At 72.5% G+C, this 14,017-nt stretch carries 10 protein-coding genes and 1 pseudogene; 4 read left to right on the top strand and 7 right to left on the bottom strand.

Features of this window, described 5'->3' with window-relative positions; translation table 11 throughout:
• Positions 1-27: 27 nt before the first annotated feature.
• The 4 genes from efeB to V7E46_RS12015 all read right to left on the bottom strand — a co-directional run bounded on the left by efeB (position 28) and on the right by V7E46_RS12015 (position 4,719).
• Positions 28-1,281, bottom strand: a complete 1,254-nt coding sequence (gene efeB / locus V7E46_RS12030; RefSeq protein ID WP_333768411.1) for an iron uptake transporter deferrochelatase/peroxidase subunit — start codon at positions 1,279-1,281, stop codon at positions 28-30.
• Positions 1,278-2,528 (bottom strand): EfeM/EfeO family lipoprotein, encoded by a 1,251-nt coding sequence (locus V7E46_RS12025; protein WP_443054133.1) that lies wholly within the window; start codon positions 2,526-2,528, stop codon positions 1,278-1,280. Before V7E46_RS12025 ends, efeB begins: the two co-directional genes overlap by 4 nt.
• Positions 2,529-3,244: 716 nt before the next feature.
• Positions 3,245-3,472: a hypothetical protein gene (locus V7E46_RS12020; RefSeq protein ID WP_333768409.1), complete on the bottom strand. Its 228-nt coding sequence runs from the start codon at positions 3,470-3,472 to the stop codon at positions 3,245-3,247.
• 128 nt (positions 3,473-3,600) lie between these two features.
• Complete coding sequence (locus tag V7E46_RS12015) at positions 3,601-4,719, bottom strand: FAD-dependent oxidoreductase (RefSeq protein ID WP_333768408.1); 1,119 nt, start codon at positions 4,717-4,719, stop codon at positions 3,601-3,603.
• A 54-nt stretch (positions 4,720-4,773) separates the two neighbouring features.
• On the opposite strand from V7E46_RS12015, the gene V7E46_RS12010 reads away from it, so the two are divergent.
• Together V7E46_RS12010 and V7E46_RS12005 are read left to right on the top strand one after the other, a co-directional pair.
• Positions 4,774-5,466 carry a TetR/AcrR family transcriptional regulator gene (locus tag V7E46_RS12010; RefSeq protein WP_333768407.1) on the top strand — a complete coding sequence of 231 codons (693 nt, stop codon included), beginning with the start codon at positions 4,774-4,776 and terminating at the stop codon, positions 5,464-5,466.
• 121 nt (positions 5,467-5,587) lie between these two features.
• Positions 5,588-5,734: pseudogene (locus tag V7E46_RS12005) on the top strand (helix-turn-helix domain-containing protein); the annotation flags it as partial.
• A 12-nt stretch (positions 5,735-5,746) separates the two neighbouring features.
• Here V7E46_RS12005 and V7E46_RS12000 read toward each other — a convergent pair.
• Positions 5,747-7,111, bottom strand: a complete 1,365-nt coding sequence (locus V7E46_RS12000) for a glycoside hydrolase family 3 N-terminal domain-containing protein (protein ID WP_333768406.1) — start codon at positions 7,109-7,111, stop codon at positions 5,747-5,749.
• A 368-nt stretch (positions 7,112-7,479) separates the two neighbouring features.
• Between V7E46_RS12000 and V7E46_RS11995 the strand changes: the two genes are divergently transcribed.
• A complete protein-coding gene (locus V7E46_RS11995; RefSeq protein ID WP_333768405.1) occupies positions 7,480-10,140 on the top strand; it encodes a glycoside hydrolase family 9 protein in 2,661 nt (886 codons plus the stop codon).
• A gap of 345 nt (positions 10,141-10,485) precedes the next feature.
• Here the strand turns inward: V7E46_RS11995 and V7E46_RS11990 are convergent, their stop codons facing one another.
• Complete coding sequence (locus V7E46_RS11990) at positions 10,486-11,724, bottom strand: RNA polymerase sigma factor (protein WP_333768404.1); 1,239 nt, start codon at positions 11,722-11,724, stop codon at positions 10,486-10,488.
• A 7-nt stretch (positions 11,725-11,731) separates the two neighbouring features.
• Entirely contained in the window at positions 11,732-12,067 is a 336-nt protein-coding gene (locus V7E46_RS11985) for a YciI family protein (RefSeq protein WP_333768403.1), read from the bottom strand.
• 289 nt (positions 12,068-12,356) lie between these two features.
• Between V7E46_RS11985 and V7E46_RS11980 the strand changes: the two genes are divergently transcribed.
• On the top strand, positions 12,357-13,856 hold the full coding sequence (locus tag V7E46_RS11980) for an MFS transporter (RefSeq protein WP_333768402.1): 1,500 nt from the start codon (positions 12,357-12,359) through the stop codon (positions 13,854-13,856).
• Positions 13,857-14,017: the final 161 nt, after the last annotated feature.

Raw genomic sequence — 14,017 nt, 5'->3', positions numbered from 1 at the left:
CCGCCCTTTGCCCACCGCGTGCCGCATTCACGAGAGCAGGGCACGCCCCAGCCAGTCGGAACGGTCGCGCACCCCCGGCAGCGCGAAGAAATAGCCGCCGCCGAAGGGCGAGATGTAGTCCACCAGAGGTTCCCCGGCGAGCCGCCGCTGCACGGCCGCGAACTGCCGCTCCAGGTCCTGCTGATAACAGACGAAGATGAGCCCCATATCGAGGTTCCCATTGCTGTCCATTCCCCGGTCGTAGTTGTAACCCCGGCGCAGCAGACGGGAGTTGTCGGTCTTCGCGGTACGCGGATTGGCCAGCCTGATATGGCTGTCCAGCGGGATGACGTCACCGGTCGGATCCTGCGAGAACTTCGGCGTGTCGAACTCGTGCGAGCCGTCCAGCGGCGCGCCGGTGTCCCGGTTGCGGCCGAACATCCGTTCCTGCTCGGTGATCGAGACCCGGTCCCAGAACTCGACCAGCATCCGGATCAGTCGGACCACCTGGTACGACCCGCCCGCCGTCCAGGCCGGCTCGGCCCCGGCGCCGACCCACACCAGCTGCTCGGCGACCGCCGGGTCGGCGACGTCCGGGTTGGCCGTGCCGTCCTTGAAGCCCATGTGGTTGCGCGGTGTGCCGCTGGGCCGCGGCGGGCTGGTGAAACCGTCCATCCGCCAGCGCACCTGCATCCCGCCCCTGGTGTGCCGGGCGATGTCCCGCAGCGCGTGCAGCACGGTGTCCGCGTGCGGCGCGCTGAGCTGGAGGTTCAGATCGCCGTGACACCAGGCCTGATCGAGGTCGTCGTCGTCGAACGCGGGCATCTGCGCCAGCCGCAGCGGTCTGCGGCCGGCGAGGCCGAACCGCCCGTCGAAGAGCGACGCGCCCACTCCCGCGGTCACCGCCAGCCCGTCGCCCGGAACGCGCGGGCCCAGCGTGCCGCTGTCCGACGGCGAGTCGGTGATGCCGAGCGCGGCGGGCGTGCCGCCCGACGTGAGGAAGCGCGCGCGGTCGGTCACCGTGTGCAGCAGCTCGGTCAGCTCCCGCCGGTCGGCGGCGGTGACGTCGAAGGACAGGAAGGCGGTGGACAGCTGGACGTCCTCGGTGATGCCCGCCTGGTGCACCCCGTGGAAGCCGGCCCCGCACGGGGCCGGAGCGGCGGACGGGACCGCCGCCGACGCGGCCGAGCCGGTCAGGGCGGTGGCGCCGCCGGCCGCCGCGCCGACCGCCCCCACGCCCAGGGCCGCGCCGCGCAAAAAGCCGCGCCTGCGCAGGTCGCCGCCGTGCCGGGTGCCGGTCATGCCGTCCTCCGCACTTCGAAGATCGCCGCCACCGGGGCGAGTTGTTCGAGCAGATCGCCGAAGTCGGCGTTGATCCGCTGGCGCTGGGCGTGCGGGAGCCGGGCCACCGGAGTCCAGGCGCCGCCGCGCTGCTGGGCGTCGAGCGCGGCCTGCGCGCGGTCCAGCGCGGCGTCGAGCCGCGCGAGCCCGGCGTCCCGGGGCGCCAGCAGGCCGCGCAGCTCGTCGAGGATCGCCCGGCTGCCGTCGAGGTCGGCGCGGGCGGTGGCCAGGTTCGTGCCGCTGCCGTAGTCGGTACGGGCGGTCAGCTCGAACTGCTCGGCGTTCTCGACGATCTCGTGGGCGCGCAGGCCCATCGCCGCCGGGTCCATCCGCTGCTCCGGCCAGCCGTCCCGCAGGGTGCGCACCGCGCTGTCCAGCGCGGCGGCCGGTTTACGCAGCGAGGCCGCCGCCTCGCCGTGCCACAGCCCGTACTCGATCCGGTGGAATCCCGCGAAGCCGGGATCCCCGACCGCGCCGGGGGCACGGGCCGCGGTGCCGTTGATCGCGGCGTCCGCGTCGCCGAAGGTGTCGTAGGCCGCGCCCATCCGCTCGTAGACCAGATGCGCGGTCAGCCAGTCGCGGCGGGCCGCGGCCAGGTCGCCGCGGTCGATGTCCGCCTTCAGCGTCCCCGTCCCGGCCGCCAGTTCGCCGATCCGCTGCCCCACCCACTTCTGGTACGCCAGCGTCGGCGGGATCAGGTCGTGCTGGTCGACCGGCGCGGCGGCGGGACCCTGCGGCCGCGCGCCGGCCACCACGACGGTCGGTCCCGTCACGGCGTCGGCGTCGTCCTGGAGGCACTTGAAGGCGTAGCTGCCGCTGCCGAGGTCGACGGTCATCGGCCGGGTGGTGCCCGGCGCCAGTCCCTCCACCTCGCCGTAGATCCTGCCGGTGCGCGGGTCGGTGAGGTCCACTTCCGAGGCCGTGCTCGACGCGTTGTGCAGGTCGAAGACCTGCGTGCCGGCCTGCGGCCGGCTCCAGCCCCGGCCGCAGGTGCCGGTCGAGACCTCGACCGCGGTGTGGCGCAGCCCGTCGGCCGCGCCGTTTGTGTCCTTGGCGTCGCCGGCGCTGGCCAGGGAGGAGCCGCTCCCCGATCCTGCGACGATCACGGTGGCCGTGACCGCGGTTGCGACGGTGAGCACCGCTGCCGCGGCCAGCACCCTGCGGGAGGGGCGGATCCGGCGGGGCGAGGGCGGGTGCGGCGGGTTCATGCCGTCAGGTTCGGCGGACACACCGGGCCTCCAGTGTCGGTGCAGTGGATCGGAACGCGGCTCATGCTAAGCACTGCGTGGCTGGGCCATGGGGTTTGGTGGCGCGGGGAATCCACAATTCCTGCGCAGTTCACCCGTCAGCCACCTGCGGTCACCCCCAACCGGGGTTTCCCCGGCCCCGCGCTGTTCCCCGCGCCCCGAGGAGTTGCCGCGTCCGGTGGCGGTTCGCCTATCCGCGCGGCGGTGGCTTGTCGCGCAGTTTCCCGCACCCCTGGAGGGTGCCGCGTCCTTTTGCGTTCACAGTGCCGCTGCATTGCGACTGGCCGCGCAGTTCCCCGCGCCCCGGGGTGATCGCCACGTGGCGGGGCGGTGCGCCTGATCCGCCGTTTCGGCTTGGCGCGCAGTTGCCCGCGCCCCTGAATGGCTTGCCCTCTTCTGCAAAGGGTGCGCGTTTTTCGGGGGCGTGGGGGACTGCGCGGGCAACCGCGGCCGGGGGGAAGAAGCGGCGGCACCGCCACTGGCACTCGCCCGGGGGCGTGCGGCACCGCGATACGCGGGGAGGGTCAGCGGGGGTCAGGGCCAGGGCGAGGCGGCGCCACGCGTCCCGCGCCGCGCCCGAGCGGTAGGTGTCACGCCCGTCCGCGAGGAACCCGTGCGGGGTGCCGGGTAGACCACGACCTCGTGCGGCACCCCCGCGGCGGTGAGCCGCTGCGCGGTCAGCCGGGTCTGATCCGCCGTGACCACATGATCGTCCGCGCCGACCAGAACCAGCACCCGGCGCCTCTGCTCGGCGATCCCCGGGCGAGGTCGAGCAGCGGATCCGGCGTGCTCAGCGCGGTGCCGGCGACGTCCAGCCAGCCCGGGTAGACCACCGCGGCAACGGACAGCGGCACCTGGCTCGCCGCGTAGAAAGCCAGGTGGCCGCCGAGGCTGAACCCGCCCATGCCGGGCCGCCCCGACGTGTCCTCGCTGCCCCGCCCGGCGGCCGGGAAAGAACAGGCGGGACCGCGGGGTTGGCGGACTCCCAGCCGCGGCGGACTGCCGGTGGTGCCGGTGCTCTCGCGCCGGGCGGTCAGGACGGCTGGACCTGGTCGAAGAGCGCGAGGGCTTGGGCGGGGTCCGGGCTCACAAGGCGTTCCAGACCGGCCGTCGTCATCTCCGCCCACCTGCCGGCCCGTGCCCACATCTGTTCCTCGAAAGCGCGGACGGCCTCGTCCAGGTCTGCGGGGCCGGTGGCGATGGACTCGGCGAGTTCGGCGCCCTCCAGCATCGCGAGGTTCGCGCCGGCCCCCAACGGAGGCATCAGATGGGCGGCGTCGCCCAGGAGCGTCACCCCGGGGACATGGGTCCAGGTGTGGGACACGGGCAGGACGTGGAGGGGGCGGTGGACGAAAGCGGTGCCGCGGCGGAGGAGGTCGAGGGCGGGAGCGGTCCAGCCGTCGAACAGAGCCAGCAGGTGCGATCGCACGGCCTCGGCGTCGGCCAGGTCCAGGTTCGTGTGCCAGTCCAGCGGCGCGCGGAACTGGGCGTACACCTTGACGTGGCCGCCGCTGTTGCGCTGGGCGACGAGAGCCCGGTTCACGCCGTACACAGCCACGGAACCGTCGCCGATCAAAGCTGCGAGGCCGGGGTGGCGGGTGTCGACGTCGTCGAGGGAGGTCTCGACATAGGTGATGCCGGTGTAGTGCGGCGTCACCGGTGAGACCGCTGGGCGCACCCGGGACCAGGCGCCGTCCGCGCCGACCACGAGGTCGAACGCCTCCTGCCGCCCGTCGGCGAAATGGACCACTACGCCGTCCCGGGTCTCCGGCACCACCCGCGTCACGCCCCGACCCCACTGGACGGCGAGAGGGCCGAGCAGGAGGTCACGGAGTTGGCCGCGGTCGATCTCGGGATTGGCCCGGTCATCCGGACGGGGCCGCCAGTCGCGCAGGACGCTGCCGTCCGTGTCCAGGATGCGCATGGCCTGCCCCTCGGGGCGGGCCAGCGCCTTGAACTCCGCCAGCAGCCCCGCCTTGTCCAGCGCGAGCTGGCCCAGCCCCTCGTGCAGGTCCAGCGTGCCGCCCGGGGGACGGGCGTCGGGGGCGGGGTCGCGTTCGAGGACGGCGACAGGGCAGCCGTGGCGGTGCAGGACGCGGGCGAAGGCAAGGCCGGCAGGGCCGCCTCCGACCACGGCGATACGGTGTCTCATGGCGATACACTGTATTTCCCCATCGCAATGCATCGCAACAGAACGGTGTGACACATGACTGTGTGGGACCGGCCGGAGCCGCCGGCTCGCCCCGTGCCGCTCGATCAGGAGCGGATCGTCGCCGCCGCCATCGCGCTGGCCGACCAGGGCGGTCTGGAGGCGGTGTCGCTGCGCAAGGTCGCCGCCCGGCTGAACGCCGGCCCGATGCGGCTGTACGGATACATCTCCACCAAACAGGAGCTGTTCGACCTCATGGTGGACGAGGTTCAGGCCGAGATCCTCCCCGAGGAGCGGCCCGGCGACTGGCGGGAGGCGCTGCGCGTCCTCGCCCTCCGCACCAGGCAGGCCGCCCTCCGCCACGAATGGCTGGCCGACCTGCTCGGCGGGCGCCCGGCCCTGGGCCCCAACAGCCTCGCCGTGGCCGAGGCCACGCTGGCCGCCCTCGAAGGCCTCGCCGACATCGACACCGCCATGCGCGCTGTGGAGACGGTCAGCGCCTACTTCACCGGCGCGATCAGGCGCGAGATCGCGAACGTGCGGGCCGAGCGCGCCACGGGCCTGTCCAAGCACGACTGGCAGCGCGCCTCCGGCCCGCATGTGACGAGGATGCTGGCCACCGGCCGGTTCCCTGCACTGGCCAAGGCCGTGTACGACGGTACGGACGTGGACGCCGAGGCATCCTTCGCGACCGGCCTGGACTGGGTCCTCGACGCCGTGGCAGCCAAACTCACCCGGCCGCCGGCCTGACGCTCAGCTCTGCCGAAGGTGACCGGGGCCGGGGCCGGGGCCGATCGCCCGACGGCCACGGCGAATACGCGACTCCTGAACCCGCGAGCCACCCGTCCCGACCCCCGATACGGTGGCCGCAATGGATCTCGACCTGCGCAAGCTGCGCTGCTTCGTCGCCGTCGCGGAACACCTGCGCTTCAGCCGCGCCGCCGAGGACCTGCTCATCGCCCAGCCCGCGCTGAGCCGGCAGATCCGCGCCCTGGAGAAGGAGTTGCGGACCGAACTGACTGAGCCCGGCTCAGCAGGTCAGCAGCCCCGCGTTGTGCTTGGCGGTCAGCACCCGCCGCAGGCTGTCGGTCACCGCGCTGCGCAGGGCCGCGTCCTGGGGCATCCGGCTGAGTACCGCGGCGGTCATCGGCGCGATGTCGCTCGGCTTGACGGTGAGCACCACATTGCCGCCCGCCTTGAGGAAGTCCACCGCCCGCTGGGCGGGCGTGTGGTCGCTGACCGCTGCCGCCGCGCCGAGGTCGTCGGAGATGATCGCGCCCTTGAAGCCGAGCGAGTTGCGCAGCAGGTCGCGCATCACCGCGGAGGAGAAGGCCGCCTGGGTGCCGGGGTCGATCCGGGAGTAGATCGCGGAGGACACCATCACAAAGGGTGTTCCCGCCTTGATCGCGCTGCGGAACGGCTCCAGATACGGGTCGGTACGGGTGGTCGTGGAGTCGGTGACACCGGCGCTGAAGTCGGTGTTGCCGGTCACCCGGCCGAGGCCGGGGAAGTGCTTGGCGGTGGGGATGACGCCGGCCTGGAGCATGCCGCGCAGGAAGGCGGTGCTGTGGGTGGCCACCGTCGAGGGGCTGGTGCCGTACTCCCGCTGCAATTTGCCGATGGGGGCGTTGACGTTCACCAGGCTCGGCGGGACGGTGTCGGCGACCGGCGCGAGGTTCATCGTCACGCCTGCGGCCTTCAGCTGCTGTCCCCAGGTCTTCGCGTCCTTCTGCAGGGTGCCCGCGGACAAACGCCCCTGCTGGACCGCCGTCGGGATGGTGCTGAAGCCGGGACCGCCGAGCACCTGGACCTGGCCGCCCTCCTGGTCGGTGGAGATCAGCATCCTGACCGTGGCGCCCTTCACCGAGGGCGCCAGCTTCCTCACCTGGTCGGTGACCCTCTTGATCGCGGCGGTGCCCGCGGTCGAATGGCCCATCAGGAAGACCGAGCCCACCCGGCCGCCGGTGATCGCGGCGGACTGGGCGCCCGTCATGCCGGAGGTGCTGACCGCGCTCATGAACAGCTGGCCGACCCGCTGGGCCTGGCTCATTCCGGCAGCCGCCCGGTCCACGCAGCTGGCCGGCGTGGCGCTGGCCGGCTTGGTGGCCGGCGGCGCGGCCGTCGCGTGCGAGGCGGTGGGGGAGGCCGACGCGGTGGTGCCGGTGGGCGTACCGGGGGTGGTCGCGGCGGAGGAGCGGGGGGCGACCGCGGAGCTGCTGCTGCCCGAGGACGTCGAGCTGTCGTCACCGCACGCGGTCAGGCCCGCGGTGGCGGTCGCCAGCAGGCCGAGCACGAGCCCGGCGCCGCGGACGCCGCGGGGGCCACCGCGCGATCCGGTACGGGACTGCGCGCGATACGGTCGCGGGGCGGCGGGGGAACGGGTCGGCTGGCGCACGGCGGGACCTCACACCTCATCGGTCGTCCGGGAAGGGCCGGAAACAGCGGTTGTGTCTCTCTTTCTTCCTGCCACCCGAGACACCAGTCATCTCATGTGAAGAAAAGAAACCCTCGTGAGTGCATCAGGATGCCCCCTGTCGGCCCTGTCGCGCACCTCGGAGCCGGCCCGCGCGTGAGCCGGTACGTGACGCGTGCGCGAGCCGTACCCACCGCCCTACGCACGGTGCTTGACGCTGCGCATGGCCTGGGGTGAGCATGTGGGAGCGCTCCCATGGGCGGGCGGGCGGACACCGGGTCCCGGTGGGCCGACCGTCCGCCTGCGGGCGCGGTCCCCCCACCACGACCATCGCCCTCCCAGGAGGACGCGTGCCCATATTCCGAACACCGCCCGCGCGGGCCGTCCGCCGCGTCCGGGCCGCGGCGGTGACCGCGGTCGCCGCCCTGCTGCCCCTGGTGATGGCGGCCACCGCGGGCGCCCCCGCGGCCCGCGCCGCCACCCCGGCCGCCGCACCCGCCGCGGCCGGCGGCTACAACTACGCCGAGGCGCTCCAGGACTCGATGCTCTTCTACGAGTCGCAGCGCTCCGGCAAGCTGCCGGCCGACAACCGCGTCTCCTGGCGCGGCGACTCCGACCTCACCGACGGCGCCGACGCCGGGATCGACCTGACCGGCGGCTACCACGACGCCGGGGACGAGGTGAAGTTCGGCTTCCCGATGGCCTTCTCGATGACGATGCTCGGCTGGGGCGGCATCGACGAGGCCGCCGGCTACACCAAGAGCGGCCAGAGCAGCTATCTGCTGCGGAATCTGCGCTGGGGCGACGACTGGCTCCTCAAGGCGCACCCGTCCGCCAACGTGCTCTACGGCCAGGTGGGTGACGGCGGCAGCGACCACTCCTTCTGGGGTCCGCCCGAGGCCAACCCGGAACCGCGGCCCTCCTTCAAGATCGACGCCTCCTGCCCGGGCTCCGACCTGGCGGGTGAGGCCGCCGCGGCACTCGCCTCCTCGTCCATGGTCTTCAAGGCGAGCGACCCCGCGTACTCCGCCACCCTGCTGACCAACGCCAAGCAGCTCTACACCTTCGCCGACACCTACCGCGGCACGTACGACAAGTGCATCACCGCAGCCCAGGGCTACTACAACTCGTGGAGCGGCTACTGGGACGAGCTGGTGTGGGGCGCGCTGTGGCTCTACCGCGCCACCGGCGACAGCACGTATCTGGCCAAGGCGGAGACGTACTACACCCAGCTGCCCAAGATGCAGCAGACCACGACGCCCGAGTACAACTGGACGCTCGCCTGGGACGACAAGTCCTACGGCGACTACGTGCTGCTCGCCGAACTCACCGGCAAGCAGACCTACGTCGGCGACGCCGAGCGCTGGCTCGACTGGTGGACCACCGGGGTGAACGGCCAGAAGGTGGCCTACTCGCCCGGCGGCGAGGCCTTCCTCGACACCTGGGGCTCCCTGCGCTACTCGTCCAACACCGCGTACGTGGCATTGCAGTTCGCCGACTGGCTGGGCTCGCAGGGCAAGGACGCCGCCAAGGCGCAGACCTACCACGACTTCGGCGCGCGGCAGATCGACTACGTCCTCGGCGACAACCCGGCCAAGGAGAGCTACGAGATCGGCTTCACCAACTCGGGCAAGAACACCAAGTGGCCCCAGAATCCGCACAGCAGGGCCGCGCACGGCTCCTGGTCGCAGTCGATGACCGAGCCCGCCGCGACCCGGCACCTCGACTACGGCCTGCTGGTCGGCGGCCCCGGCTCCGCGGACGACGGCTTCTCCGACGAGCGCTCCAACTACGGTGAGACCGAAGGCGCGCTGGACTACAACGCGGGCTTCTCCGGCGCGCTCGCCGCCCTCACCGACGACTACGGCGGCACACCGCTGGCGAACTTCCCGCCGAAGGAGACCCCGGACGGCCCCGAGGAATTCCTCCAGGCCTCGGTCAACGCGGCGGGCACGAACTTCTACGAGATCAAGGCGCAGGTGGTCAACAAGTCGGGCTGGCCGGCCCGTCACCTCACCCACGGCAGCTTCCGCTACTACTTCACCCTCGACGCCGGCACCAGCCCCTCGCAGGTCACCGTGACCTCGGCCTACAACCAGTGCCTGGCACCGACCGGTCCGACGCTGCTGTCCGGCAACGTCTACTACGTGACGGTCAGTTGCGAGGGCCAGGACATCGCCCCCGCCGGGCAGTCGCAGTTCCACCGCGAGGTGCAGTTCCGGCTGACCTTCCCCGGGCCGCACGACCCGACCCGGGACTGGTCCTACCAGGGCGTGTCCACGGTGCCGGGCTCCACCCCGGTCACCGTCAACGACATGGTCCTCTACGACGGCTCCGGCGCGGTGTGGGGCACCGCGCCCAGCGGCTCGGGCACCACCGACCCGCCGGCGACCCCGCCGGGCGCTCCCGGCACCCCCACGGCGTCGGCGGTCACCGGCACCTCGGTCACCCTGACCTGGCCGGCCGCCACGCCTGGCAGCCTGCCGCTGGCCGGCTACCAGGTGTACGCGAACCGGGGCACGGGACCCGTACTCGCCGGGACCACCACCGCCACCAGCCTCGTCGTGAGCGGGCTGACGGCGGGCACGGCGTACGCCTTCACCGTGAAGGCGGTCGACACGGCGGGCAGCGTGTCCGCGGCGTCGGCCGCGGTCTCGGTGATCACGACGACCGGCACGACGCCGCCAGGCGGCGGTGCCGCCTGCACGGCCGTCTACAAGGTGACCAACGCCTGGTCGGGCGGCTTCCAGGCGGACGTCCTGGTCACGAACACCGGCAGTGCGGCGCTCAACGGCTGGACGCTGACCTTCACTTTCGGCGGCGACCAGAAGGTCGGCAGCGGCTGGAACGGGACGTTCGCCCAGAGCGGTCAGAAGGTCACGGTGACCAATCCGTCGTACGCCCCGACGATCGCGCCGGGCGGCACGGTGGATCCCGGCTTCACGGGCACGTACACCGCGAGCAACGCGGCGCCGAGCGGCTTCGCCGTCAACGGGGTCCCCTGCACATAGCGGCTCCGCCGCGGTTGGCGGTTTGACGGCGCGCCATGGCCCGGCGCGCCGTTCTCCGCGGCCTCATGGGGCTGCCCCTTGCGGTGGCGGTTCGCACGTGCGGCGCGTCGTGGCTGGCCGCGCCGTTCCCGGCGCCCCACGGGGTTGCCCCTTGCGGTGGCGATGCGGCCTCACCTCCGTCGTGGGTGGCCGCGCCGTTCCCCGCGCCCCTGATGGCTTGCCCTCCGCGGAAGCCGGCACCGCCAAGGGGCGCGGGGAACGGCGCGCTCAGCCGAAACGCACCGCAGGCGTGAACGGCGCCGCAGGTGGCACCCATCCCCCCCGGGGGCGCCGGACCCGCGAGGGTCAGGGGTGGGAGACCTCGGCCAGGCGGCGAGCCAGGTAGCGGCGCTCCGCCTCGGTCGGCGCCAGGGACAGGGCCTCGCGGTAGGCGGACTCCGCTTCCCGGGGGCGGTCGAGGCGCCGCAGCAGGTCGGCCCGGGTGGCGGGGAGCAGGTGGTAGCCGGACAGCTCGCCGGCCTCGGCGAGCGCGTCGACCAGGGCGAGCCCGGTCCGCGGGCCTTCCGCCATCGCGACCGCCACCGCCCGGTTCAGCTCCACCACAGGACCCGGCGCCATGCGTGCCAACTCGCCGTACAGCAGCGCGATCTGCGGCCAGTCGGTGTCCGCCGCGTCGGCGGCCTGCGTGTGGCAGGCCGCGATCGCGGCCTGCACCTGGTAAGGGCCGGGGCGCCGGGCGGTGAGCGCCGCCTCCAGGACGGCGGTGCCCTCGGCGATACCGCGCCGGTCCCAGCGGCTGCGGTCCTGCGCCTCCAGCGGCACCAGATCGCCGGCCGCGTCGGTCCTGGCCGCGTACCGCGCGTCGTGCAGCAGCATCAGCGCCAGCAGCCCGGCCGCCTCCGGCTCGCCGGGCAGCAACTCCGCCAGCAGCCGGGCCAGCCGGATCGCCTCCGCGGTGACCCGGCGCTGGTCGGGGCCCGCGGCCCCCGGCGCGTAACCGGCGTTGAAGAGCAGGTAGAGGACGGCGAGCACCGCCGTGGTGCGCTCGGGCAGCAGTTCGGGCGGCGGCACCCGGAAGGGGATGCCGGCGTTCCCGATCTTGTTCTTGGCCCGGGTCAGCCGCTGCGCCATCGTGCCCTCGGCCACCAGGAAGGCGCGGGCGATCTCGGCGGTGCTCAGCCCGGTCAGGGTGCGCAGCGTCAGCGCGACCTGCGCGGGCAGCGGGAGCGCCGGGTGGCAGCAGGTGAAGATCAGCCGCAGCCGGTCATCGGGCAGCACCTCGTCCGGCGGCGCGGCGTCCGGCGGCTCGGGGGCGAGCCGGGCCGCCTCGCGCAGCTTGACGCTCTCGTTGGCGGCCCTGCGCAGCCGGTCGAGCGCCCGGTTGCGTGCCGTGGTGGTCAGCCAGGCGCCGGGGCGGCGCGGCACGCCGTCCCGCGGCCAGCGTTCGAGTGCCCGCTCGAAGGCGTCCTGCGCGCACTCCTCTGCCAGGTCCCAGTCCCCGGTCTGCCGGATCACCGCCGCCACGACCCGGCCCCACTCCTGGGACCAGGCCGTGGCGACGGCTTCCTTCACCGCGTCGCGCACCGGCGGCTCACTCCGTCCAGAACGGCCGCACCTCGACCATGCCGAACTTCGCGACCGGGTGCTTGGCCGCGATCTCGACGGCCTCGTCCAGGTCGGCGCAGTCGATGATGTCGAAGCCGGCCATCTGCTCCTTGGTCTCGGCGTACGGCCCGTCGGTGAGCAGCTGGGCCCCGTTCCTGACCCGTACGGTCGTGGCGTCCTCCGCCGGACGGGTCCTGCTGCCGTCCAGCCGTACGCCCCTGCGGGTCATCTCCTCGACCCACGGCTCGGCGTCCAGGTCCCCGGGCGCGGCGTCGGGGAAGCCGTCGGCGGTCTCACTGCAGATCAGCAGCAGGTACTTCATGGCGCGTCTCCTCGTCTGTGTCCTTGCCGGGTTTTCCCCGGTCACCCCTACGACGATCGGGAAGCACCCGGATGTACACCGCGCGGCAGATTCTCCGGAGTTCTCCCGCGGGGCGCGGGGCTGCACATGGACGGCTCCCGGTGGGCGTACCCACGGGCGTACGGGACATACGTACCCGCCGAGGGACGGCGGGTCTGACGCACCATCGTGCCCGGCAGGACATGCCGGGCGTGGCAGCCGCGCGGGAAGCGCCGACCGATGTGACACTGCGAGATGGAGGTGATCTTCGATGGCCGGATCCGCGGCCGGACCCGCTGCGGCGGCCGGCGACACCATCACCACTGATGTGCCCGCACGCCTGGACCGACTGCCATGGTCGAGATGGCACTGGATGATCGTGATCGGGCTCGGCACGGTGTGGATCCTCGACGGTCTGGAAGTGACGACCGTCGGCAACATCGCCGGGCGGATCGCCGAGGACGGCAGCGGCCTGGCCGTCACCGCCGCCCAGATCACCGGTATCGCCGCCGCGCTCTACGTGGCGGGCGCCTGCACGGGCGCGCTGTTCTTCGGCTGGCTGACCGACCGCTACGGCCGCAAGAAGCTCTTCATGATCACCCTCGCGGTGTACCTGAGCGCCACCGCGATGACCGCGCTGTCCTTCCAGCCCTGGTGGTTCTTCACCTTCCGCTTCCTGACCGGCTTCGGTATCGGCGGTGAATACGCGGCCATCAACTCCGCCATCGACGAGCTGATCCCGTCCCGCTTCCGCGGCCGCGTCGACCTGATCATCAACGGCAGCTACTGGCTGGGCGCGATCGGCGGCTCGCTGCTCTCGATCGTGGCGCTCAATACCAGTATCTTCCCCCAGGACGTCGGCTGGCGGCTCACCTTCGCCCTCGGCGTGGTGCTCGGCCTGGTGATCATGCTGGTCCGCCGCCATGTGCCGGAGAGCCCGCGCTGGCAGTTCATCCACGGCCACGGCGACGAGGCGAACGAGCTGGTCGGCTCGGTGGAGAAGGAGATCGAGGAGGAGAAGCAGGAGAAGCTGCCCAGCCCGAAGACGAAGATCACCATTCACCAGCGGGCCAGTGTCGGCTTCGGCCTCATCGCCAGAACGGTCTTCACGCGCTATCCCCGGCGTGCGGTGCTGAGCCTGTCGCTCTTCATCGGCCAGGCGTTCCTCTACAACGCCATCACCTTCGGCTTCGGCAACATCCTGACCACGTTCTTCGACGTGTCGACCGGGAAGACCGGCTATTACTTCGCGGTGATCGCGGCGGGCAACTTCATGGGCCCGCTGCTGCTCGGCAGGCTCTTCGACACTGTGGGCCGGCGCATCATGATCTCGTCCACCTATCTGCTGTCGGGCCTGCTGCTCTTCGGCACCGCGTGGCTGTTCAACCGCGGTTCGCTGGACGCCACGACGATGACGGCCTGCTGGTGCGCGGTGCTGTTCTTCGCCTCCGCCGGAGCGAGCAGCGCGTATCTGACCGTCTCGGAGATCTTCCCGATGGAGACCCGGGCGATGGCCATCGCGTTCTTCTACGCCATAGGAACCGCCGCGGGCGGCATCAGCGGCCCGCTGGTCTTCGCGGACCTGACCAAGTCGGGCGTGGTCGGCGACACCGTGACCGCCTTCGTGATCGGCGCGTCGCTGATGTGCGCGGCCGGTATCGTCGCGGCCTTCCTCGCGGTCAAGGCGGCGGGCAGGTCGTTGGAGGACATCGCGACCCCGCTGTCGCAGACCGCGCCTCCCGAGTCGACCTCGGCCACCAGCGGCGCCTGACCCCCGGCAGCGGTGGTGCACCAGGACCGGCGGCGGAATACCGCCGGTCCTGGCTGTTGTGCGCGATCCCTTGTGGGCGCCCTGCGGGCGTGTTAGTTTCACGGCCATTCGAGCCCGTCGAATCAGTTCGACAGTGCGATGTCCGGCGGTCCGGCGGCCCA

Source organism: Streptomyces sp. IBSBF 2435 (assembly GCF_036815005.1).
In the GTDB taxonomy this organism is placed as follows: domain Bacteria; phylum Actinomycetota; class Actinomycetes; order Streptomycetales; family Streptomycetaceae; genus Actinacidiphila.
Note: the sequence above shows the minus strand (reverse complement) of the source record. Positions and strands in the feature narration are given on the sequence as shown.